This is a genomic window from Nonomuraea fastidiosa, assembly GCF_042751225.1.
Classification (GTDB): domain Bacteria; phylum Actinomycetota; class Actinomycetes; order Streptosporangiales; family Streptosporangiaceae; genus Nonomuraea; species Nonomuraea fastidiosa.
Genome location: NZ_CP170570.1, coordinates 2820037 through 2842490, shown reverse-complemented (window position 1 = coordinate 2842490; position 22454 = coordinate 2820037). Strand labels below are relative to the sequence as shown.

23 protein-coding genes are annotated in these 22454 nt (G+C 66.7%); 19 read left to right on the top strand and 4 right to left on the bottom strand.

Annotation, left to right across the window (positions count from 1 at the left end; genetic code table 11):
• Window positions 1-73: 73 nt before the first annotated feature.
• Complete coding sequence (locus ACFMQL_RS12845) at window positions 74-1210, bottom strand: IS701 family transposase (protein ID WP_364070935.1); 1137 nt, start codon at window positions 1208-1210, stop codon at window positions 74-76.
• A gap of 372 nt (window positions 1211-1582) precedes the next feature.
• Window positions 1583-2029, bottom strand: a complete 447-nt coding sequence (locus tag ACFMQL_RS12840) for a hypothetical protein (RefSeq protein ID WP_378785776.1) — start codon at window positions 2027-2029, stop codon at window positions 1583-1585.
• A 122-nt stretch (window positions 2030-2151) separates the two neighbouring features.
• Between ACFMQL_RS12840 and ACFMQL_RS12835 the strand changes: the two genes are divergently transcribed.
• The 16 genes from ACFMQL_RS12835 (at window position 2152) to ACFMQL_RS12760 (ending at window position 16925) form a co-directional block, all read left to right on the top strand.
• On the top strand, window positions 2152-2790 hold the full coding sequence (locus ACFMQL_RS12835; RefSeq protein ID WP_378785775.1) for an NYN domain-containing protein: 639 nt from the start codon (window positions 2152-2154) through the stop codon (window positions 2788-2790).
• Window positions 2791-3006: 216 nt separating this feature from the next.
• Window positions 3007-3267, top strand: a complete 261-nt coding sequence (locus tag ACFMQL_RS12830; RefSeq protein ID WP_378785774.1) for a hypothetical protein — start codon at window positions 3007-3009, stop codon at window positions 3265-3267.
• A complete protein-coding gene (locus ACFMQL_RS12825) occupies window positions 3264-3800 on the top strand; it encodes a DUF6879 family protein (protein ID WP_378785773.1) in 537 nt (178 codons plus the stop codon). The genes ACFMQL_RS12830 and ACFMQL_RS12825 overlap by 4 nt, the downstream gene beginning before the upstream one ends.
• Complete coding sequence (locus tag ACFMQL_RS12820; protein WP_378785772.1) at window positions 3781-4683, top strand: helix-turn-helix domain-containing protein; 903 nt, start codon at window positions 3781-3783, stop codon at window positions 4681-4683. Before ACFMQL_RS12825 ends, ACFMQL_RS12820 begins: the two co-directional genes overlap by 20 nt.
• A gap of 128 nt (window positions 4684-4811) precedes the next feature.
• On the top strand, window positions 4812-5978 hold the full coding sequence (locus ACFMQL_RS12815; RefSeq protein ID WP_378785771.1) for a hypothetical protein: 1167 nt from the start codon (window positions 4812-4814) through the stop codon (window positions 5976-5978).
• Window positions 5971-6576 carry an exonuclease domain-containing protein gene (locus ACFMQL_RS12810; protein ID WP_378785770.1) on the top strand — a complete coding sequence of 202 codons (606 nt, stop codon included), beginning with the start codon at window positions 5971-5973 and terminating at the stop codon, window positions 6574-6576. Before ACFMQL_RS12815 ends, ACFMQL_RS12810 begins: the two co-directional genes overlap by 8 nt.
• 19 nt (window positions 6577-6595) lie before the next feature.
• Window positions 6596-7216 (top strand): dTMP kinase, encoded by a 621-nt coding sequence (tmk, locus tag ACFMQL_RS12805; RefSeq protein WP_378785769.1) that lies wholly within the window; start codon window positions 6596-6598, stop codon window positions 7214-7216.
• Entirely contained in the window at window positions 7210-8097 is an 888-nt protein-coding gene (locus tag ACFMQL_RS12800) for an SAM-dependent methyltransferase (protein WP_378785768.1), read from the top strand. The genes tmk and ACFMQL_RS12800 overlap by 7 nt, the downstream gene beginning before the upstream one ends.
• 40 nt (window positions 8098-8137) lie before the next feature.
• Window positions 8138-8425, top strand: a complete 288-nt coding sequence (locus tag ACFMQL_RS12795; protein WP_080039348.1) for a hypothetical protein — start codon at window positions 8138-8140, stop codon at window positions 8423-8425.
• Between the two features lie 286 nt (window positions 8426-8711).
• On the top strand, window positions 8712-9002 hold the full coding sequence (locus ACFMQL_RS12790; RefSeq protein ID WP_378785767.1) for a hypothetical protein: 291 nt from the start codon (window positions 8712-8714) through the stop codon (window positions 9000-9002).
• A 70-nt stretch (window positions 9003-9072) separates the two neighbouring features.
• Entirely contained in the window at window positions 9073-10305 is a 1233-nt protein-coding gene (fxlM, locus tag ACFMQL_RS12785) for a methyltransferase, FxLD system (protein ID WP_378785766.1), read from the top strand.
• A 57-nt stretch (window positions 10306-10362) separates the two neighbouring features.
• Complete coding sequence (locus ACFMQL_RS12780) at window positions 10363-10542, top strand: FxLD family lanthipeptide (protein WP_378785765.1); 180 nt, start codon at window positions 10363-10365, stop codon at window positions 10540-10542.
• A gap of 83 nt (window positions 10543-10625) precedes the next feature.
• Window positions 10626-13676 carry a lantibiotic dehydratase gene (locus ACFMQL_RS12775; protein WP_378785764.1) on the top strand — a complete coding sequence of 1017 codons (3051 nt, stop codon included), beginning with the start codon at window positions 10626-10628 and terminating at the stop codon, window positions 13674-13676.
• Window positions 13673-14806, top strand: a complete 1134-nt coding sequence (locus tag ACFMQL_RS12770; protein WP_378785763.1) for a lanthionine synthetase C family protein — start codon at window positions 13673-13675, stop codon at window positions 14804-14806. The genes ACFMQL_RS12775 and ACFMQL_RS12770 overlap by 4 nt, the downstream gene beginning before the upstream one ends.
• A gap of 29 nt (window positions 14807-14835) precedes the next feature.
• Window positions 14836-15783 carry a thiopeptide-type bacteriocin biosynthesis protein gene (locus ACFMQL_RS12765; protein ID WP_378785762.1) on the top strand — a complete coding sequence of 316 codons (948 nt, stop codon included), beginning with the start codon at window positions 14836-14838 and terminating at the stop codon, window positions 15781-15783.
• Complete coding sequence (locus tag ACFMQL_RS12760) at window positions 15780-16925, top strand: hypothetical protein (protein ID WP_378785761.1); 1146 nt, start codon at window positions 15780-15782, stop codon at window positions 16923-16925. Before ACFMQL_RS12765 ends, ACFMQL_RS12760 begins: the two co-directional genes overlap by 4 nt.
• Window positions 16926-17221: 296 nt before the next feature.
• Here ACFMQL_RS12760 and ACFMQL_RS12755 read toward each other — a convergent pair whose 3' ends face one another.
• Both ACFMQL_RS12755 and ACFMQL_RS12750 read right to left on the bottom strand, forming a co-directional pair.
• Window positions 17222-17584 carry a transposase gene (locus ACFMQL_RS12755; protein WP_378785760.1) on the bottom strand — a complete coding sequence of 121 codons (363 nt, stop codon included), beginning with the start codon at window positions 17582-17584 and terminating at the stop codon, window positions 17222-17224.
• A gap of 626 nt (window positions 17585-18210) precedes the next feature.
• Complete coding sequence (locus ACFMQL_RS12750; protein WP_378785759.1) at window positions 18211-18732, bottom strand: hypothetical protein; 522 nt, start codon at window positions 18730-18732, stop codon at window positions 18211-18213.
• Between the two features lie 1556 nt (window positions 18733-20288).
• On the opposite strand from ACFMQL_RS12750, the gene ACFMQL_RS12745 reads away from it, so the two are divergent.
• The 3 genes from ACFMQL_RS12745 (at window position 20289) to ACFMQL_RS12735 (ending at window position 22390) form a co-directional block, all read left to right on the top strand.
• Window positions 20289-20495 carry a transposase gene (locus ACFMQL_RS12745; RefSeq protein ID WP_378785758.1) on the top strand — a complete coding sequence of 69 codons (207 nt, stop codon included), beginning with the start codon at window positions 20289-20291 and terminating at the stop codon, window positions 20493-20495.
• Window positions 20496-20536: 41 nt separating this feature from the next.
• Window positions 20537-21019: a transposase gene (locus ACFMQL_RS12740; protein ID WP_378785757.1), complete on the top strand. Its 483-nt coding sequence runs from the start codon at window positions 20537-20539 to the stop codon at window positions 21017-21019.
• 1077 nt (window positions 21020-22096) lie between these two features.
• Window positions 22097-22390, top strand: coding sequence for a hypothetical protein (locus ACFMQL_RS12735; protein ID WP_378785756.1), 294 nt, complete (start codon window positions 22097-22099; stop codon window positions 22388-22390).
• Window positions 22391-22454 lie beyond the last annotated feature (64 nt).

The following is a 22454-nucleotide window of genomic DNA, read 5'->3' as shown; positions in this document are numbered from 1 at the left end:
ATGAGCATGCAGACGCCGGATCTCGTTGACGGTAAGCGGGATCAGCTCGCCGGAATCGTCACCGTTCGCACCCTCAAGCTGTGATCGTCCCTGTCGGCAGGGCCCCCTGTGTGGCCAGGCCCGAGAAAGCCTCGCCCTGCTGAGCGCCCGTTGCGCCGGGTGGGCCGGCGGCGAGGAAAGCCAGGTGAGCGTGAGCGACCATGGCCAACGTGACGTGCCGATACCAGGCCAGGTGCTTGCGGACCTGGTAATGGTCCAGGCCGACCTCGTTCTTGGTGGCCTGGAAGCATTCCTCCACGCTCCACCGCGATCCCGCCACTCGCACCAGCTCCGGCAGCGCGACCGGGCCGGTGGCCCAGCAGGTGTAGAACGCCAGCTCGCCGGAATCAGTGATGGAGCGGCGGGCCAGCAGCCACTCGGCCGGGCCGAGCGGGATCCACGCCCAGTCGTAGTAGCGGTGGCCCTTGGCACCCTGGCCGCAGGAGTAACGCTGCCACGCCTGCTCCTCCAGCGCGGCGAAGACCTCATCGGCACGCATCTTCCGGCCGGCCAGCACGATCGGGTGGTCACAGGAGACAGCGAACACGTAGCTCAAACCCCGGCTGCGGCACCGCTCACGCAACACGGGGTTGTCGCCGTAGCCCTCATCCGCGGTGAGCCAGGCGAAGGTGAGCAGCGGATCGTCGGCGGCCCGCTCGATCATCCTCCAGGCCAGCTCCGGTTTGGTCGCGAACTCCACCTGCTCCGGGATGCCGGCGTCGGTGCGCCGCTCGGGTGCGGTGAACCAGGAAGCGGGCAGATACAGTTCCCGGTCGATCAGCACCCGTTGCCGGCCGGGGTGCAGGTAGGAGGCGAACACTCCGACCTGACAGTTGGTGATCTTTCCGGCCGTGCCGGTGTACTGGCGCTGCACCCCGGCCGAGCGGCGGCCCTTCTTCTCGAACCCGGTGTCGTCGACCACCAGCACCCCGTCCAGGCACCCGAGCCGCTCGGCGACCTGGGCCCGCAGTGCATCCCGGACCGCATCGACGTCCCAGCGGGCGTGGTTGAGCAGTCGTTGCATCCCGTCGGGTGTCGCGTCTCCGGCGAACTCGGCCAGGGACCAGCCGTTCTTGCGTTCCAGCGAACTCAGCAGGCCCAGCAGGTAACCACGCGCTCTGATCCGCGGCTCACGCCGGCCGAAGAACGGTGCCACTACCTGCGCGAACAGGTCATCGAACGCATCGGCCCATACACGCGGGTCGATTTCGGCTACCGTGGCTGCCACGGCCACCGCCGATCATCTGGATTCCACACACCCACATGATCACTGCGGTGGCCGTCTCACGTCTCAGCCTCGACCAGATCGAGATCTCGAAGTGCGGCTGGAGTACTAGCGGCATATCCGCTAGCAGACCATTCGCCGTCGAATCCTCATTCGGCAGAACGACATTCAGTGGTTTGCGTTCCGGCGCTCTGGAACGTGCGCCTCCATGCATCTGACAAGAACGGGTGTGGCGATCGTCACGACTGCAAACTCGCCACTTCATCACAGGTTCAGTGAAACAGCATGGTCACTGCTAGATACAAGCCAAGCCGCATTTCAAGCGGGTGGCCTGTTGCCGATACTCCAAGCAACTATTGAACTCAGCTTAACTTTCCAGGGCATGGGCCCCTGTTCGCCAGCGCCAGCGGTGAAATATCCATCTTTTATATACAAATAATGTTCGGTATGATCAATCATTTCTCCTTCTGATGTGAGGTGGCCTGTGGTGCCGAACAGTCCCTTAAGAATTGCGTGCGCGGACGCGCCTGCCTCGCCAGCCTCTGCAATGCTGGCAAACCACTCACTGTGCCACTGGGCGGAGCTGACGAGGAGGCCGCGAAGCAGACCTCCCGGCATCACCAACAGAACACCTATCGACCCCTGCGTGACATTAACTACCGCTTCCAGGCTTATTAGGGTAGAATCGCCCCCGCTCCTGCCTCGCGGCATCGGGAAGTCCTGGCTTTCGTTGCTCCACAGGTCCTTTTCTGGCTGGTCTGTCATGGAATCTCCTCTTCCCTAGAGGCGTAGCATACGGCAAAGGATGATTGAGATGAAACCGTCAATAGTCGGCTTGGTGGATGCCGGCTTCCTCGTCAAATCGGCATCCATGGCTCAAGGTTTCCGTGGGTGAAGTGCACATCGAGGGCGAGGAATTGGTGTCATGGTTTTCGATGTCCGCCGCCCGTATGGGCTGTGGCCTCTTGCGCTGCTATTGGTACGACGGCGTGTACCCAGAGGGCGCGCCGCTTCGACACCGTCAGCGTGCCGAGCTAGATAAGCTTGAGGAGTGCCCGGGAATACAGCTCAGGCTCGGCCACTTGCAGGCCGTGCCCTTTGAACATAAAGAGCAACTGAGATCCGCCGCGCGCGCGGCCGAGGTCGACTATAGCCATCTCATGAGCCATTTCAAGCTTGAGACTCGGTACGCTCAAAAAGGCGTAGATACGCTAATGGTCCTCGACATGCTTCGTTTCGTTCAGCAAGGAATGACCAAAAGAATTATCCTTGTCGCTGGAGATCGAGACCTTGCGGAGGTGGTGCGAGAAGTGCAAAACATGGGTGCAACTGTACTTCTTGCCTACCCAAAAGGCGCGCCAGTGGCCGGGGAGCTCGCTAGCTTGGCGGATGAGAGGATTGTCTGGAGCGCAGATGTTTTAGGCCGCCTTACTACGCGTCGCAACGATCGACTGGCAGAGCTAATTGCTAAGGTCCACAATGAAACTAAATTGCTTGCCGATGGAGCTCAAACTCCCGAGCTCTAGGATGATCCCCGGTTGGCCAGTCTACGTACGGTAGTGGCATCTGGACGCCGCCTCGGCTCACACGATGTGTGCATGGCGTCAGATGGGTCGGTGAGCGCCGCCATCCCAGTAGAGCCGCACCAGTGGGATCGATCATGCATGGAGGGTTGACGGACGCACCCCAGCAGTGTCTTCTCATGGAGAAACTTCCCGAAAGCTTCTCGAAGGAGTGGCACGATGAGGGTCAAGTATCTGGGATCAGGGTCTGGAGAGGGCGGCTCCCCGACGCTCTTCGCCACCGATCGGGGCACCATCCTCGTCCAGGGCTACATCGTCACCGACCCTCAGGCCCTCTCCGACATCGGTGAGATCCCGGACGGCGAGACGGTGGTGGAGATCACGCGGGACATCCTCCGGTTCGCGGATGAGCCGCTGACCACCGACCCTCGGAACAACCGTCAGCGCGCCACCTCCACAGAAGGCCAGGAGGCGCTTTGACCCTGATCAGCGGGCCGGCGTTCGTGGATCTCTTCCGTACGTTTGCTCACACCGCCCGCAGGCTGGAGACCCGAGAGCGGTACGACTCGCCCAGTGAACGCGAACCGTTGCGCCGCTTCCTGGAGGGTGAGCCGGAAGACCTGGCCTGGTTCCAGAACTGGCTGGGCATCGTCGGCAAGGCAACCGAGGAAGGCAAGATCTTCCAGCGCGTCCGGGTCGTCTCGCTCCCGCTCAGCGACTACAGCAGGTTCGGGCTCGACCTCTCACGCCACACCGTGGCGGCCGGCGAGGACATCCGGTACCTCGACCGCAGTCAGGCCGCCGGCCTTCCTGAGCGGGACTTCTGGGTGTTCGACTCGTCCCGGGTCGCGCTGCTGCACTTCACGGACGACGACCAGCTGCTCGGCGCGGAGATCATCACCGATCCCGCAGTGGTCGTGGAGTGCGCCGCCGCGCTGGACGACGCCGTTCACCGTTCCCTCTCACGCGAAGAGTTCGTGGCACGACTGCCGGATGACTACAAGATCAGGTAAGAATCGGGGCGTGACCAGCGTCCATCAGGCCCGGCAAGCACTTGGGGCCAGGCTCCGCGAGCTGCGGAACGCCGCCGGCTTGACCGGCCGTCAGCTCGCGGAGCTACTCGCATGGCCGCACTCGAAGGTGTCGAAGCTGGAGACCGGCAGGCAGACGCCCAGCGACGCCGACATCGGTTCGTGGGCCGAGGCGACCGGCGCTACCGAGGAAGAGCGGCTCGCCTTACTGGCCTCGCTCCATACCCTCGAATCGCGTCACGCCGAGTGGCAGCGTGTCCTGCGGGGAGGCATGAGCCACCACCAGAACGAGTGGGGCGATGCCGAACGGCGTGCCGGCCTGCTGCGTGTCTTCGAGCCGGTCTACGTCCCCGGGCTGCTGCAGACGGCGGAGTATGCCCGTGCGCGCATGGCCGAAGCGATCGCCATGCACAATCTGCCGAACGACATCGAGGAAGCCATGCAGGCGCGCATGACGCGCCAGCAGATCCTTTACGACCCGGGCAAACGCTTCCAGTTCGTGGTCACGGAGGCCGCTCTGAGGTATCGGCTGTGCGCGCCCGAAGTGATGGTGCCGCAGCTCGACCGGCTGGTGGCCGCTTCGACCCTGCCGAACGTCCGGCTCGGCGTCATCGGCTTCGGCACCACCTATGTGACGGCCCCCAAGCATGGGTTCTGGATCTTCGACAACGACCTCGTCATGGTCGAGACGTTCACCGCCGAGCTCCATCTCGCCCAGCCGCCGGAGATCGAGCAGTACGCCCGGGTGTTCCGCTCTCTGGCCGGGATGGCGTCCTACGGACAAGCCGCCAGGGCCCTGATCACGAACGTCATGGAGGACCTGTCGCGGTTGTTGCTGGCCGACGAAACCGAGCCCGAGGAGTAGCGCCAAGTTTCTCGGCTTCTTGGATTCGGAGGGAGTTGCTGAAACTCCGAGAAACTTGCTAGGCCCTCTCGTCAGCCTCATGCCACGCTCACGGCGACACCTCAGCCCGTACCCGTGGGAGGCAGCTCATGAGCGCACGTTACGTCCCTCTGCTGCCTGCCGAGGCCGTGGCGGCGCTGCCCGAGCGCGCCCGTGACGTCGTCGAATACCGCAAGTCCGGGTTGTCCCTCAACCACATCCAGGGCTGCCCGCTCGGCTGCGCGTACTGCATCCGCCACACCTACGGGCTCTGGGACGCCCGTCTGCCGCAGGCCCTCATGAGCGACGCCGAGGCGGTCGAACAGCTCGTCAGCCATCGGTACTTCCGGCCGCACGACACCCCGCTGCAGGTCTTCAACCGGGCCACCGACCCGTTCCTGCCGGGCGTCCGCGAGCATCTGTTCGCCGTCCTGGAGGACCTCGACAGCCGCGAACTCACCAACCACGTGCTCGTGATCACCCGTGCTCGCATGAACGTCGGCGATTGCGAGCGGCTGAACGCGCTACGGCACCTGAAGGTGACGCTGCTGTTCACGTACTCGGGGATCGGCGACAAGAGGATCGAGCCGCACCCCGCGCAGACCGTCGTGAACTCCATGCGGCTCGCCACGACCCACGCCGCGCGCCGGTACCGGACGATCTTCTACTGGCGGCCCTTGGTGCCCGGACTGAACGACACCACCGCTCATCTGGCGCGGGCCGCGGTTCTGTCCGGATGGGCCGATGCCACGGTGTTCACCGGCCTGTTCTACCGGGACGAGATCGCGGACTACTACCGCGCCAACGGCCTGCCCGAGCCCTACCAGGAGACCGCCCGCCGCAAGATCGTCCCTGAGACGCTGGAAAGACGCATCCTCGCGCGCTTCGAGCGCCGGCCGTCCGGCGCGCCGCCGTTGTTCAGGAAGACCTCGTGCGCTGTCTCGTACGTCCACGGCCTGCCGGACTACAACGGCCACTACGGCATCAACGAGCTCTGCGACATCTGTCCGGCCGCGCAACTGGACAAGTGTGCCCGAGCGCACCAGGTCCCCACCGCGCCCCAGCTCCACGAGGCCGCCGCCTGCCTGCCCGAAGCGGCCCACATGCACGTCACCGAAGTCACAGAACGGGCGGCCCACGTGGAGGGCCTCCCGTCCGAGCAGCCGCGGTACTACCTCCAGCACCGGCTCGCCTTCCAGATCCATGACGCCGCCCACCCGCATCACCAGCGGCGACACGGCCGAGCCGACCTCGGATGGGAGAGCGCGAATGGCTGACCAGAACGCCCCATGGACAGCGTTCCGCTACGCCGTCGCGGACATCGAGGGTAACGGGCAGCGCCCTCCCGACCTGGTGGAGCTGGCCATCGTGCTGATCGACGACGGCGTCATCGGAGCTCCACTGACCTGGCTGGTCAAGCCACCCAGCCCCATCACTCCGCTGGCCCGCCGCATTCACGGCATCTCCAACGAGCAGGTGGCCTCCGCTCCGCCGGCCGCCGAATATGCCGCGGAGATCGGCGCCATCCTGGAGGACACCATCTTCGTGGCGCACAACGCCCACGTGGACCTCGGCGTGCTGACGCGGGAACTGCGCGGCTTCCAGCCCGCCATCGTCATCGACACGCTGAAGCTGGCCCGGCACAGGTTGCCCGGCCGGTCCTCGTACAAGCTGAGCTTGCTCGCCGAGGAGCTCAAGCTCGCCACGGACATGCCCGCCGGCTCGAAGCCGCACCGCGCGGCCTACGACGCTCTCGCCTGTGCCCGCCTGCTCGCTCATCTCGCTGACGGTGCGGAGCTGACCGACCTCCTGAACGACGCGAAGACGACCTCTTGCGAAGGACCGACCGATGACGCAGCTCCGACCCTTTTCTGACCATCGATGCGGCTTGTTCGTGAGCATCGACGGGCCCTCGGGCGCCGGTAAGTCGACCATCGTCGCCCACCTCTCCCAGCTTCTGGTGGCCGACGGCGAGCACGTTCACACCACCGCCGAACCGTCCAACGGCGTGCTCGGGAAGATCGCCCGCGAGATGACCGAGACCATCACCGGCCCCGCGCTGGCCTGTCTCTACGCCGCCGACCGCTACCACCACCTCGAAACCGAGATCCAGCCCCACCTGGACGCCGGCGAGGTCGTCCTCTGCGACAGGTACGTGCCTTCGGCCCTGGTCATGCAGCGGTTCGACGGAGTGGACCCGGTCTTCCTGTGGAGCCTGAACTCCCTTGCCGAACGCCCGGACTTAGCGGTGGTCCTGGAAGGCCCGCCCGAGCTGATCGCCGCACGGCTGGCGGAGCGAGGAGCGCACAACCGGTTCCAACTGACTCCCCGATCCAGCCATGCTGAGGCGCACTTCTACCGGCAGGCGTGTGACCGGCTCATCCAGGCCGGATACGACGTCCTACGCGTCGATGTCGGCACGGATGCCCACCAGATCGCCGTCACGATCAGGAACAGGCTCAGGGCGTTCTTCGCCGTATCGGACGATCAACCGCCGAAGACGGCCGCATGGTGACCATCTCCCCCTCTTCCCCGGAAACAGGCGAGATCCTCATGACCGACACCCCTCTCACGCCGCCACCCGGTGACAGCTTCAACCCGGCCGAGGCCGTGCCCGCCCGTACCTACGCCGCGCTGCGCGGAGCGGGCAAGGAGGCGTTCGCCCGTGACCGCGAAGCCGTGGACGAGCTCCGAAGGACGATCCACGAGAAGGTCGACGAGGTGGCCCAGGAGAACGCCGCCGCGTTGGTCCGGGTTGTCCGCCATCTCGCGGGCCGGGGCTACACCCAGTTCGCCGACTTGGGATGCGGCAAGCCCGTTCAAGGCATGGACGCTCTCGGCTTGCCGGACCTGTACGACGTCGCCGCCGGCGTGAATCCTGACGTGCGCTGGCTCGCCCTGGACTCCGACCAACTGGTTGTCACCACCTGCCGGGCACTACTGCGCGGACCCGGTATCAGCGTGGTGCAGCAGGACCTGCGTCAGAGCGCCAAGGTGCTCGACGCCATGGGCTCGCATCTCTGGCTGAGCAAGCCCGTCGTGGTCATCCTGGGCGCGGTGCTGCACTTCCTGACCGACGAAGAGTGCACCGACCTCAGGTTCGCCTTGCGCGCCCGTCTCGCGCCCCGGAGCCTGGTCGTCCTGACGCACGTGACCGGGGACGGCTTGGATCCGGCCAACGTCGAGCGAGGCCGAGCGGCCTACGAGAAGCTGCACGGCGGCGTCCCGATCTACGTTCGCAGCGAGTCCCAGGTCATGGGTCTCGTGCGGGACTTCTCCGTTCGGGACCCAGGCGTGGTCCGGACGATCGACTTCATGCCGGAGGAGGGCGGACGTGCTCCTCTGCGCGATGCCCCGCACTTCCTCATGGTGATGGCGGAACGCAAGGACAAATGACGGCAATATCCGGCACCACCCTGTACGGCAGGAGGATTCCATGTTGACCGGCAAGGCCGAACCCGCCGCGGAAGCAGCGAGGAGGCAGGTGGCGGAACTGCAGCGCCGTGCCCGGGGCTGGTTCTACCTCATGTACTCCCCTTACTGGCGCCGCCACATCGCCATTTACATGGGCGAATGCGATCACGGCATCATCCTCCAAGCGAACAGTCCGGACGAGCTCTGGCACCTCATGAACGGCGTGGCGCCGCCTGGCTGGCAGACAGAAGGGCTACCACACCTTTCTAGGAGAAGCGTGCTTCCCAGCCCTCAGAGGGGGCGCGGGTGATGAAACGAGACGTGGCCGAGCAGGCCGTCGGGGGTGTTAGGCCGCGTCTTGGCGCGGCCGGTCCAGGGCTACTCACGCCTGACCGACCGCGCACTCCGGCGCGGGTTTCGATAGAGCACGGTTGGAACCCGCGCCGCCTACAACTCGCAGTCCCACGGTGGAGCCCCTGGCCGCCGGGGGCTGCGAGCCCCAACTCTCAACCGCCATCGTTACTGCCCCTCCACGGTCCAAGACAGTCAGGCCAGGGCGGAGAGAGCAGACGATGGCGAATGCCGACCGACGGGAGTTGGTTGAAGACGACCCCGCGTTCACGTGGGAGCCGTACAGGCCGAGCGGGGTGCTCCGGGTCACGCACACCTCGTGTTGCGGCATGTACGAGTTCGCCTCCGGGGGCGGCACCTTCTTCGTCCTGCGCCACGTCGGTGGTGCCCGCTACGAGGAGACCGGCAGAGGCCGCTACCCCATCGCCCTCGCCGCCTACATCGCCCTGGTCAAACAGCATCATGCCGACCATCGCGGCCGAGGGGAACGCCCGGAGCCGGACACCTACCTCGCGCGAGAGGGACGGCGCGGCTAATCCCGCGGCGATCCCACAACCACCACGATCGACCAGTTGCCCATCACGACCACGAAGAGGGGATTAACCCGTGACCACCGACAACGACGCCCAGAAGGCCGCCACGCTGCGCAACGACATGGCGACCGCCGTGGCCGCCACCTGCGCCGAATGGGGCTTCCCGCTCCCGGTGCGGGTCGAGGCCGCGCTCCGTACGGCTCCCCGCCACCTCTTCGCCCCCGAAGTGTCGCTGGAGGCCGCCTACGCGGTGGAGCCCGTGGAGGTGAAGCGCGACGAGCACGGCGTGCTCATCTCCACCATGTCTTCGCCCGACATCCAGGCCATGCAGCTCGTCCAGGCCGACATCCAGCCGGGGATGCGCGTGCTGGAGGTCGGATCAGGGGGATACTTCGCGTCGCTGCTGGCGGAACTGGTGGGACCCACCGGCCACGTCACGACCATGGACATCGATCCCGTGGTGACCAGCCGGGCCGCCACCTGCCTGATCGCCGCCAGGTACCCAGGCGTGCAGGTCGTGACCGGCGACGCCGAGTACGGCTGGAAGGCCAATGCCCCGTACGACCGCATCATGATCACGGTGGGGGCGTGGGACGTGCCACCGGCGTGGCGCGACCAACTCGCCGACGGCGGCAGGATCGTGCTCCCGTTGCGGATGAAGGGCGTCAGCCGCTCGCTGGCCCTCCAGCGCACGAACGACCACCTCGCCGCCCTCTCGGCGGGAATCTGCGGCTTCGTCCCCATGCAGGGCGCCAGCCGGCACGACGAGCACCTGTGGCTGCTCAACGGCGAGAAGGTCGGCCTGAGGTTCGACGACGGCAACCTGTCCGACCCGAGCAGGCTCGACGGCGTGCTGGCCGGCGAACCAACTGCGGACTGGTCCGGGGTGACCGTGGCCCGGTCCGAGCCACTCGGCGACCTGCCCCTTTGGCTGGCCACAACGCTGCCCGGCTTCTGCAACCTCACCGTGGCGGCATCCGGCGACGAGGAGCCCGGCATCGCGGTCGAGCGGGGCGGGCGATGGTTCCCCTACGCGACGGTCGAGGACGACTCCTTCGCCTACCTGTCCGTGCGGCCGGCGGGCAAGAGCCACGTCGAGCTGGGCGCGCACGGCTACGGACCCCACGGCGGTGAAGTCGCCCAGGCCATCGTCGAGCAGGTCCGCGTCTGGAACCGCGACCACCGCGGCCATCCCGGCCCGGAGTTCTCGGTCTGGCCGAACGGCCGCCCCGCCGGGATGCCGCCCACGACCTTGGTCATCCCCAAGCAGCACACGCACGTCGCGATCTCCTGGCCGGAGGCGTAACACCGCACCTCTGCCCAGGTGGGTAACCGAACCCGACACAGATGAAGGAGGAGGCTCATGCCCCCCATCGCCACAGCGACCGCTCCGACGCCCGTCGTCGAGGACCCCTGGGACCTCGACATGCGAGTGGTCGAGGCCAGCATCCCCATCCCCAAGATGTTGTGCTCCACCGGCGACGGCTGCGGCTCCAGCTGCTCGACGAGCGCCTGCACCACCAACGTCGCCGACCCTTCCTGACCGCGTGAACTGCTGCCGGCGCCACACCCGAGGGCGCCGGCGGCACCCACCATCCCCCTCTCGATCTGACGGCGGAGAGCCCGATGGGATCATCCCTGCTGTTCCGGCCCACTGGCCTGGCGCTGGCCCGGGTGACCACCTACCCCGGCGACCTGGAACTGCCCGAACTGCTCGACTCAGGAGAACCGGCCGATTCCACGTGGCTGACCCGCATCTGGGCCCGGCCCGACGTGCGCGCCGCCATCACGGTGGCCACCCCTCAGCTGGCCGAGCAGACCAGCCAGGCACTCACCAGCGGCGACCCAGCGCGCCAGACGCGCATCAGCATGGCGGTCGCGTCCTACCTGCTGCGCTGGCAGCGGCGTGCCGTCCCCTTCGGCCTGTTCGCCGGCGTCGCACCGGTGGAAGTCGGCCGCACGGTCACCGCGGCGATCGGGACACAGCATCAGGTCGTGCTGCGTGCCGACGCGCAGTGGCTGAACGCCCTCGTCGATCACCTGGAGGCGCACCCCGCTGCGCTGCCGCGCCTGCGGGTGACCACCAACAGCATGATCATGGTTCGCGGGGGTCGGGCCGTCATCCCCGCCCGCCCCGGTGACGGCACAGATCCAGGCCCCTCCCGGGAGGTGTCCATCCGGCACCTGCCACCCATCCGGAAGGCACTGGCCGCGGCCACTACGCCCATCGCGTTCCGCGAGCTGGCCGATCAGCTCACGGCCGAGTTCCCAGGCACACCACCCGGCACCGTCGCCGCCACCCTGACCGCCTTGGTCCACCAAGGCTTCCTGCTGACCAGCCTGCGCCCGCCCTCAACCATCCAGGACGGCCTGCTCTTCGTCCTCGACCAGCTCCGCGCCGCCGCCGGCGACGCGCCCGATCTGGCACCCACGCTGACGGCTCTCGTCGACCTCCACCGCGACCTGTCCGCCCGCCGTGCCATCGTGGACCTGGCCGACATCGCGCCCCTCACCACTCGCATGCGCGCTCTGTGCACCGGCGGCGATCGCATGCTCGCCGCCGACACGGCAGCCGATGCCACGATCGCCCTGCCCCGGGCCGTGCTCGACGAGGCCGCCAAGGCCGCCTCAGTGCTGTTGCGGCTGACCAGCCGCCCGTTCGGTGCGGAGGTGTGGCGCGACTACCACCTGCGCTTCCGCCGCCACTACGGCCCAGGGGCGGCGGTCCCAGTACGGGAGCTGCTCGCCGACTCCGGGCTCGGCATGCCGGCGGGATTCCTCGGCTCCTCCTACGGGCGGCCAGCTCGTGCCATGCCCGACCGTGACGCCAAGCTCCTGGCTCTGGTGCAGGAGGCCACCGTGGACGGCCGCGACGAGATCGTGCTGAGCGAGCAGGACATCTCGTCGCTGACGGTCGCCGACGACCCGGCTGAGATGGTCATCCCGCGCCGCGTCGAGCTGGGATTCGAGCTGCACGCCGAGACCGCCCATCTGCTGGAGCGCGGCCGGTTCCGGCTGTGGGTGTACGCCACGCCCCGGCCGCAGAGCAGCATGGCCGGCCGGTTCGCTCACCTGCTTCCGCAACCGGCTGTGGAGCAGCTCATCGCCTCCTACGAACCCCCGGACGAAGAGGTCGCGACCGCGCAGCTGTCATTCTCGCCGCGACTGCGCAGCACCGAGAACGTCGTCCGCGTACCGCAACTCCTGCCCGCCGTGATCCCCCTGACCGAACATCCCGCGCCCGGCACGCCGGTGATCGGCCTCGACGACCTGGCCGTGACCGCCGACTCCACCCCGATGTACCTGGTGCGGCTCTCCACCGGCCAGCGCGTCGTACCCCAGGCGCTGCACGCCTTGGAGGCATCCGCCCACACCCCCGCACTGGCGCGGTTCCTGACCGGGGTGGCGACGGCTCGCCACGCGATCTACGGGCCCATCGACTTCGGCGTGGCGAGGCTGCTGCCGTACCTGCCCAGGATCCGCTACGGCCGCACCGTGCTGGCAGCGGCCCGCTGGATCCTGCCCGCCTCCGCGCTGGCCGGACCGCGCGAGCCGCTGCCGTTGTGGGAGAAGGCCCTGAGCGACTGGCGGGATCGCTGGCGGGTGCCGTCCGCGGTCGTCCTGCACCAGAACGGGCAGCGGCTTCCCCTCGACCTGGACAGCCGCCTCGACTGCGTGCTGCTGCGCCGCAGCCTCAACCGAGCGGACCGGGTGGAGCTGCACGAGGCGTCCCGCGCGCCAGAGGCGTGGGTCGGCCGCCCCTGCGAGTTCCTGGTCGTCCTGACCGCCAATGAGTCAGCCGGTCGGCTGCCGCGGGCCCCCGCAGTCGTGCAGCGTCCCACCGCGACGGTGATGCCGGGTGCCGGCGACCTCATCCACGCCCGGTTGCTCGGCCACCCCGACCGCTACAACGAGATCCTCACCCATCACGTGGGCTATCTCCTGGAGTCCCTCGGCCCGCTGCGATGGTGGTTCCGCCGCTACCGCGACACCCCCCGGCCCGACAGCATCCAGGAACTCTGGCTCTACCTTCAGCTCACCGACGCCGGCCAGTACAGCACGGCGGCCTCGCATCTGGCCGACTTCGCGTCCGACCTGCAATCGCAGGACCTGCTCGCCACCTTGTCTCTGCACGCCTATCAGCCGCAGACCGGCCGATACGGCCCCGGCAAGGCGATGGCCGCCGCGCACCGAGTAGCCGCCGCGGACTCCGTCGTGGCGCTGGCTCAGATCACGATGGCAGGCTTCGCCAAGCTTCCCGGCCAGGCCATCGCTGCGGCGTCGATGGCCGACCTCGCCGCCAGCCTGGCCACGTCGAATGAGGGGTACGGGTGGTTGGTCAACCAGTTGCCCCGGCAGTACGGCGAGCTCGACCGGACGCTGCAGGACACGACGCTGCGCCTGGCCGACGCCCTCAACGACGACCAAGCCCTACGCGCCCACCCGGGCGGCACCGCCGTAGCCGACGCGTGGGCTCTGCGGCGGGCTGCGCTGCACGACTACCACGTCCAACTCGGCCGCCACGACTACCTGCCGATCACCGTGCTGCGATCCCTGCTGCACGACCACCACGTCCGCGCCCTCGGCGTCGATCCCACCACCGAGGCCGTCACCAACCGGCTGGCCCGCGCCGCCGCCCTACGCCTCCTGACCATGAACAAGGAGGCAATGTCGTGACCGGGCCCGGGGCGCAATCCCTGGCGAACGGCACGGCCGGGATGGCGTTGCTGCACATCGAGCGAGCCCATGTCGGCACGGAGAGCTGGCACTCCGCACACGCCTGGATCAAGCAGGCCACCAGCGGAGAGATCACTTCCGCCGATCACGCCGGCCTCTACTACGGGGCCCCCGCCGTCAGCTTCCTTCTACACGCCGCCCAGGCCGACGGCAGTGAGCGTTACCACCGTCCGATCAAGACAATCGACAGCTACGTGACCCGGCTCGCCGAACGGCGCCTCGCTCAGGCGACCGCCCGAGCCGACCGGGGCGATCCGGCGACGTTCCATGAGTACGACCTGTTCTACGGGCTGACCGGGATCGCCGCACTGCTGCTGCGCCATTCACCCGACGCCGACATCTTGCCGCCGATCCTGCGCCACCTGATCAGGCTTACCCATCCCACCAGCGACGGGCTGCCCGGCTGGTGGGTCGCCCATGACCCCGACCGCATCAAGCCCACCCCTGGCGGTCACGCCAATCTCGGCATGGCCCATGGTGCTGCCGGCCTGCTCGCCCTGCTGTCCATCACGACGCGCCAAGGGGTGGCCGTTGACGGGCAGTCCGAGGCGATCGACCGCCTCTGCGCGTGGTTCGACCGATGGCGCCAAGACGGCCGGACCGGACCGTGGTGGCCCCAATGGATCACACTCCCCGAGCTGGCCGACGGCCGCCTCCGCCAGCCCGGCCCGCCACGCCCGTCCTGGTGTTACGGCACGCCGGGAATCGCCCGCGCCCTCCAACTGGCCGGCCTCGCCCTTGACGACGTCGCCCGCCAGCAGCAGGCGGAGCACGCCCTGGCCGCTTGCCTCAACGACCCCGCCCAGCTTCGGCACCTCACCGGTCCCGGGCTCTGCCACGGCGTCGCCGGCGTCTACCAAACCGCGTGGCGAGCCGCCCGCGACGCCCGCACCCCTTCGATCAACGCACGCCTGCCCTTCCTGGCCGGCCTGCTCAACCAGCACGCCGTCACCACGAAGAACGACGGCAGCCTGCTCAACGGCGCCGCCGGACTCGCCTTGGCCCTGCACACCTCCGCCCACCAAACGCCCCCGCACTCCGGATGGGACTCATGCCTGCTCCTCACGTGACACCCACGCGCCCGTTCTCACCACGCAGGATGGCCGAGGCCGTGCAAGCGGTCCTGTCCGGCACCGCTGTCGAGGTCGCCGCAGCCGCCATCAGCGCCAGGCCCGAAACCATCAACGACGCCGTCGAGACTTACAAGATTGCCGGATACCAGGCGTTGGAGGCCGGCGTCGCCGACCACGGCTGGTATAGCGTCCGCACCGAGTGGTCCGACTGGGAAAGTGCCGAGCAGGCCGCCGTGACGGAGCTCGGCCCGCGCTTGGACCGCTTCCAGGACCGCAAACTGATCAGCGGATGGTGGTTCATCCGCAAGCACCCGTGCTGGCGAATCCGGCTACGCCCGCTCGACGGGGTCGCCGACGACGCGAAGAGCGCCATCAACACCGCGCTCAACGAGCTGACCAGATTCAGCGTGCTCTCCCGATGGTGGCCGGTCGTCTACGAGCCCGAAGACGCCTCGTTCGGCGGACCAGTCGGCACCGAGATCGCCCACGCTCTGTTCTGTGCTGACAGCCGCCACACCCTCGCCTACCTCAGGCAACCGCCGCCAGGTGTCGGCCGCAAGGAAGTGACGATGCTGCTGTCCACCACACTGCTGAGCGCGGCCGGCCTGGACCAGTTCGAGCGCGGCAACCTGTGGAACAGCGTCGCCGAACTACGCCCCCTCCCCACCGACACACCCCCGGGTCGGCTGAAGGCCATGGCCGACCGCATCCGCCCGCTGATCGCCTCCGACATCGCCTCCACCACCCCCGCCGGGGCATGCGCGTTCGCTACGCCCTGGGCGGCCGTCTACCGTGAAGCCGGCAAGCAGCTCGGCGAGGCCTCGGGGGCCGGTCACCTGGACCGGGGCATCCGCCACGTCCTCACCCATATGGTCATCTTCAACTGGAACCGTCTCGGCCTGCCCGCCTCCGCGCAAGCCGTCCTCAGCCGCGCCGCACGTGAGGCCGTCCTGCCCACCCAGGACTCGGCATGACGGCGAACGAGATCGCCCAGCTCGTCCGCTGGTTCCCGCTGGTCGATCGCCCCCGCCCCACGTACCCGCCCCTCGCCGCGCGGGCGGCTGAAGTACGTACTCTCGCTGGCAACATCGAGCACACCACCGACCCGCTCCTCGGCGCCGCCCGAACACTCAACCGAGCCGCCCTGATCGCCAGCGACTGCGGCCTACCGGAACTGGCGCGAGAGCTGTGCTGGCGGCAGATCAACCCCTACCGAAATGCCGGCCGCCTCACCGTCCCGCAGGCCATGCACATGCTCGAACCCGTCGTGAACCTGGCTCGACTACGCCTACGAGCGCGCGACGCAGAGGCGGCATGGGCCTCGCTCAGCACCCTCCATCACGCCCTCAAGACCAACACTCATGCCGTCATCGAAGGCTGGCCGCTGCCCACCCGAGATCTGATCGGCAGCTCGGAGGAGTACCAAGAGCTACGCATCTGGACGTGGCGCATCTACCTCTCCGAAGGCACCCGCGCCCTCGTACGTCTCGGCCGCTGGCGCGCAGCGCTCACCCACATCGAACAGAACAAGGGCATCGGCCTGCATCTGATGGACGGCCGCCAGGTACAAATCGTCAACGCCTGCCTCGCCGGAAACTCGAACGCCGCCCAAACCGTGCTGGACCACAGCACCATCACCCAGGCTTGGGAAGCCCAGGTCTCCGCGTGCCTGGCGGTGCTGTGCCGCCTCGCCGGAGACCAGAACACAGACTGGGAGACCGGCCGGATGATCGAACGGTACCTCGCCGGCGTGCCAGAGCCAGGACACGGCGTCTACCGCACCCGCCTGGGCCTGGCCGTCATCGATCTCGCTGCCTGCGCCGCTCCCGCTCGAGTGCGTCCGGCGTACGCTCGCCTCGTCAATGAAGCCCTGGGCTCCGCAGATGGCTACGTGGCTCGGGAGGTGGTCGCCCACCACTGGTGCAGAACGCACCTCAGCCACACCGAAGAGAAGTCGCTCACCTCCATGGTGGAGACCACCGGGCTCGGACTCGGCACCATCCCGGTCCCACTCATGGCCGACCTTCACAAGGCTGCACAAACGAGCGAGATAGCGATAGAGCGCGCCTTGAACAACACGTCGGCTTTGGCCGACCAGCGCGTGTCTGGGTCGTAGGGTGAGGCCAGCCGGTGTCTGCCGGGCGGCAGCCCCACGCCGCCGTCGCGCAGGGGCCGCCGCCGTTCGACCACCTCCCGTCCGCGGGCGTCAACAGTCCGGACGAAGTTTTGGATCAACATCACGCGCAACGCCTACACCGCAGGCAGTTCCCGCAGCCAGGCGGGGGAGAACGGCGCGTAGAGAGCCGTGCAGAGCGCGTACCCGTCAGCGCCGTAGGCCCGTGCGAGCTGCTCCTGCGCGGTCTTGGAGACCGGCAGCCGCCAGGAGTCGACTCGTGACTGATACCGACCCGCCTAGTCCGGCACCTCCAGCACCTGTTCCACCCAGCCGGGCGCGGCTGCGGCGAGGGCTTCCAGAGCGGCCCGCACGCATTCGCCGGCCAGCTCCACCCGGTTCAGGTCCCGCACCGCCGAGATCACGTGTGTGGTATCAGGGCGCTGTTTCCCGCCCGCTTTCACCAATACCCTGGCCTGCAGCGTCCCCAGCAACAGGTCCAGGACTTGCTCCTCAAGCCCATGGGCGATCACCCGGGACCGGAACTCACTCAGCACACTCGCATCGAACCCCGGATCGTCCAGCTTCAGCCCCAGCGCGTACTTCCACGACAGATCTGTCCGGACCGCTTCAGCAGCCCGCTGATCGGTCAGGTTCTCCACCCCGTTGCAGCACCGTGATCAACGCCAGGCGGCCCGGAGACCAGCCCGGCCTCCTCCGTCCCGAACGCGGCTACGAACTGCTCGGCGAACAACTCACCCAGCTCATCTCGCACCCGAACCGGTAACGGCATCTCCCGCCGGCTTATACATCGCTCGGATGGCCTCAGTCACCAATGGCGACTTGAGTCACAAAAAGCAGGCCAACCGCTCCCACGTCAGGATTTGCGGCCCCGGCGAACGCCGAATGCCCAGCCGAAGAGCTGGAGGAAGTTACGCTGCAGCCCGTCCTAGACTAGGCCAGCCACCTCTGCAAGGCCAACGCTGTCCTTCAGAACCACCGCGTCGCGCAGGCCGCATAGAGATGAGAAGAGTTCACTGCGCACCTGGGTCCGCCAGGCCCAGATCGACGAGGAGAGCCAGGCCCATGGCAAGCAGGGGTTCCTCCCTTACTTGCGCCAGAATCTTCTTAGGAAGAGTCGCACAATAATCACGATGGCCAAAACCGCCATGGCTAGAACCAGAAGCTCGTTCCATCCCATTCCTAGCATTGGCACCTCCAGTGGCATACGCGACAAGAGTGGGAAGAGAATCTCTTCCCACTCTCAATCCACGCTAGATTCTATTGCCTAGATCGGGAATGACATGCATACGCGCCCGATCCGGACGCCTTCCTCGTACCAGCCTAGGCAGACCGTGCGAGCGCTGTTCGGGTACTGCTTCCTGACGGTGAAGTTGAACTCCATCACTGGCCCTGCGTGGCAGTTGATGGAGTGTTGCTCCTGATAGTCGATCAGCGAGCCGCTGGTGTCGTAGACATAATACCTGCCGCTCGGCTGGCACATTGCGCCCAGCGCCGTGCGTCGAACATACGCGCCCTGTACATAGCGAGCGGTGCCGATAGCTGCGCCGCACACGGTACCGCCGGATGCGCCCGTGCAGCCGCTGGCGTCGAGCGTTCCGTTGAGGGGTGGTGGCTCTGTCTCGCAGGGATCCCCGATTCGGCAGATGGGCTCTGAGGCCGACGACGGGGAGCTCAGCACGCTTGCCCCAGCGGGGCTTACGCTCATAATGAGCATGAGGCCGGCGCTGAGGAAGGCGGTAAGTAAGTTGAGCCATGTGCGGCGTGCGCCTGAATTCTTTCTTTCCATAGAGCTGATCCTCCTTGAAACTAAGGCGATCTCCAGTGTGGGCAGCTCTAAGGAGCGCTCGGGGTGTCGTAGGTCAAGTAGAAGCACACACGAGCCAGGCGCGTGCCGCTCTCGAACCATGACACACAGGCGGTGTCACCAGTCGGGAAGTTGCGCTGGGTCCACACAGGGTCGAACCACGCTCTGAGGGAACAGCCTGAATGGCGCGAAGTGTATTGGCCGTAGATGGACGACCCGCTGGAATTGTAAACCGCGAGATGTCCTTGGTAGTCACAGACTTGGATGGCCGGTGCCGGCTGACGCGTTGCGAAGAAGTAGTCGATGTACTTGTCGTACCCGAAAATTCCACCGCAGAAGTAGCCGTTGCCGGTGGAGACGACCACACATGCCTGAGCATCCTGGGTCGTTATGCTCGGCGCGGGCGGTGGTGTGGTGACACACGACTCGCCGACTTTGCAGCCATCGCCGGGCTCCATACTGCGAAGGCGGAGTAGGTGAGAATCAGGCCGGGAACCGACTGCTGGTGTAGTGGGGGATGAGGCTGGGGCGTCCGCCGCGGCTGCTGGGCTAACCAGCAACCCGCCGATTCCGGCCACCAGCGCTAGCAGGATGGCCACCTGCACTGCTAAGCGATTGCGGGACATGCGGAGTACACTCTCCTTACGCGGTTGCGTGCCGCACGGACGGTGATTACCCCGCCAAGGATTCCCCGTTCGTGCGGCTTATCCTGTCTTACGGATGATCGAAGACCGAACCTGGGGATTCAAGTCTTGACTTGCCTGAATGTCTCTTGTAAACGGCAACTGGCATTTCCTGTTGTGGTGGAGCCATGTAGAAGGAATCTAGTTTGAGCCACTCATGTGCGGCAATCTCGGGTAGCTACATGATGTTGTGATCCTTCAACGAAGAGTCATGCATGGCCGTCTGATGTGAGCGTTGTGTGGAAGGCGGGTTGTGTGGCCTGGACTATTCAGCCGGTATTTACTGGCTCTTCGAAGTTGAGCGGGGTTGAGGTGTCCGCGGCCCGCGGTCGATGAACGAATGAGTGACCACCCGCCCATGGGATCTGCCCATGGGCGGGCCGGTGGTGTGTGTTGCGGTGGTATAGGCGGCGCTGGTGCTGCGACCAGGCGTCCTGTCCGCGTCAGACGTTCACCGAGCAGGTGCCGCAGATCCCCGCACGGTCCCGGCTGACGCGGCGATTACGCCAGGCCGCCGGTGACGGTGGGCGGACGGTGATGCAAGCGGCGCGAGACCATAGGCTGTCGTGGTCTCTCGTGGCCTGTCGTGTCGGCGACGTTCACCGAGCACGCTCTGGGGTGCTGCCCGCCCAGCCCGGATCGATCGTCGTGCTGGGCATTGACGAGGTGCGCCGCGGTCGGCCCCGCTGGGTACCGGAGGAGGCCGCCGGCACCTGGACGACCGCAGGCGACCGGTGACTTGTCGGCTTCGTGGACCTGCCCGGGGATCAAGGGCTGCTCGGCCAGGTCGAAGGCCGTACCATCGCCGCCGTCACCGGCCGGCTCGCCCAGCGTGAGGCACCCTGACGGCGACAGGTGCTCTTCGTCGCGATCAACATGTGCACCATCTTCAAGGCCGCCGTGGGACAGGCACTGCTCCATGCCACGCTGGTAATCGACCACTTTTACGTCGTGCAGTTGGCCAACCAGGCCCTGACCGAGGTCCGCGCCGCGTCACCGTCCAGGTCCGCGGGCGGCGCGGTCGATAGGGCAACCGCGAATGGGAGCTGCGCAACCGGCTGACCCGCTCCGCGGCCCGGATGCACGGCCGCCAACTCGATCCGATGGTCGATGACCTGCAAGCCCTGCCCGCTCGACCCGGCCGGTTGATCCTGGCCGCCCGGAACGCCAAGGAAGACCTACTGGACCTGCTCTCCCTGGCCCGCACCCACCCCGATCGCCATGTGATCGCCGACCGGCTGTTCCGCTTCTACGACCGCTGCGCCGCCTCCGGCCTGCCCGAACTCCACCGCCTGGCCACCACCATCGAGACCTGGTGGCCCGAGATCCTGGCCTTTCTCCGCACCGCCATCACCAACGCCGGAGCCGAAGGCACCAACCGCGTCATCAAACCACCGCCCGCGATGCCTACGGCTTCCGCAACCCCGGAAACCAACGGCTACGCACCGATGCGGGCCGCACCACACCGGGGGCAGCACCGGGCGCGTTCATCGGTGGTGGCCAGGTGCACCACCGGCCCATCCTGCGCCCCGTTTACCTGCGGCGACGACCCCCGTGACGGCCACCCCGCCCAGGCCGAGCAGTAGCGTCGTATCGTTGACCATGCTCGTGGCTTGTCTGACGTGATCTTCTTGCCTCGACAACAAGAAGAACCACCGACAGCCACGAGCTCTCTCCCAAGCCCCCCCTCGCCCGCCCAGAGCTCAAACCCTGATCAAGTTCGAAGAGTCCTGATGCCGCACGCTGCAATATGCCCTGTGTGTAGGAAGATTCTTCTTCCTACACACAGGGCCCTTTTATAGGCGTCTGAGGCCGCAGCGCACGCCACCGCGGCCACGCCCAACACGATCTGGAGCCACGTCGTTGGAACCGCAACGTAGAGCCGACGCTGAACAGCACCGCCGTGCCCGCGAGGAGCACCAACAAACGACGGTCGCAACCCGGATCGGTTTTCTCGCCGTCGCCGAGCCCTACCTCCCATGCGACGAAGCGTACGCCGCGTCCTTGGCAGTCCGGAGGCGTGTTCTCCGCTACCACTCGTATGAGCCGCCGGCCCTACTCGCCGAAGCCCAGCCCCCGACAACCCCGGCGGATACTGCCGAGAATGATGACCGTGGATGCGCTGCCGCACAGCGCCGCGGTGAGCCCACGGGGGCGATACGAGACCCTGAGCGCGATCCCATGGCCCTCAATGAGGCTGCCACGCTGGCGGCGATCGGTGGTTATGCGACCGCAACCGCAGCCCCACTCAGCAGCCGTCTTGAACACCATAGTTCCTGATGAGAGCGCAACCAGCTCAACATGGCTCCTACTTTAAATCCTGCAAACTCTCTATTAGTATCTGACAGGCTGCATTTACTATGAAATATCTATCCAGTCAGGAAGTGGACCGAAGGTATCTGCGATACTTCTGGGACTCACCTGCGCCACGGATCCCAGATCGTTGTCCCGTCCGGATGAACCTTGCACCGTCCGGACTTACCTTGCCATCGGCCATGCGACGTCCGGAGTAACCCTGCACACGAAGGGATGATGAGGCCACATCATGGGACGAACCGCCACCCGGCCAAAGGGCTCGCAACTTCGTGTGCACGCTGCTGCCGTTCGAGAACGCGGGACGGGTCTGACCAAGGGATATGTCTCCGACAGCCGAAGGAGCGGGCATGCGAACAAGACGCAGGATGAGCACAACCGCGCAGATCGCAGCAGGGGGCAGCCTCCTGATGTTCTGGCTCAACGGCATACTGGCCGCTCTACTCGCCCTGATCGGGCTAGTTCTCGCGCTCATCGAGATGAGAAGGAACGCCGACCACTCCACCCACCTGCGGTGGGTGGTAGCGATCTGCCTGATCACCCTCGCAGTCGTGGCGATTCGATGGCACCTCTCCACTCCAATGGAATTCGTCATCGACCCGACGCCACGACCAGGCGATCCCATTCCCGAGCCTGCGGACTAGGCGAACCTCCAGGGCCCCATGGCCCGCAGAGGGAGGAGGGCGCACCGAGAATGCAGAGTTACTC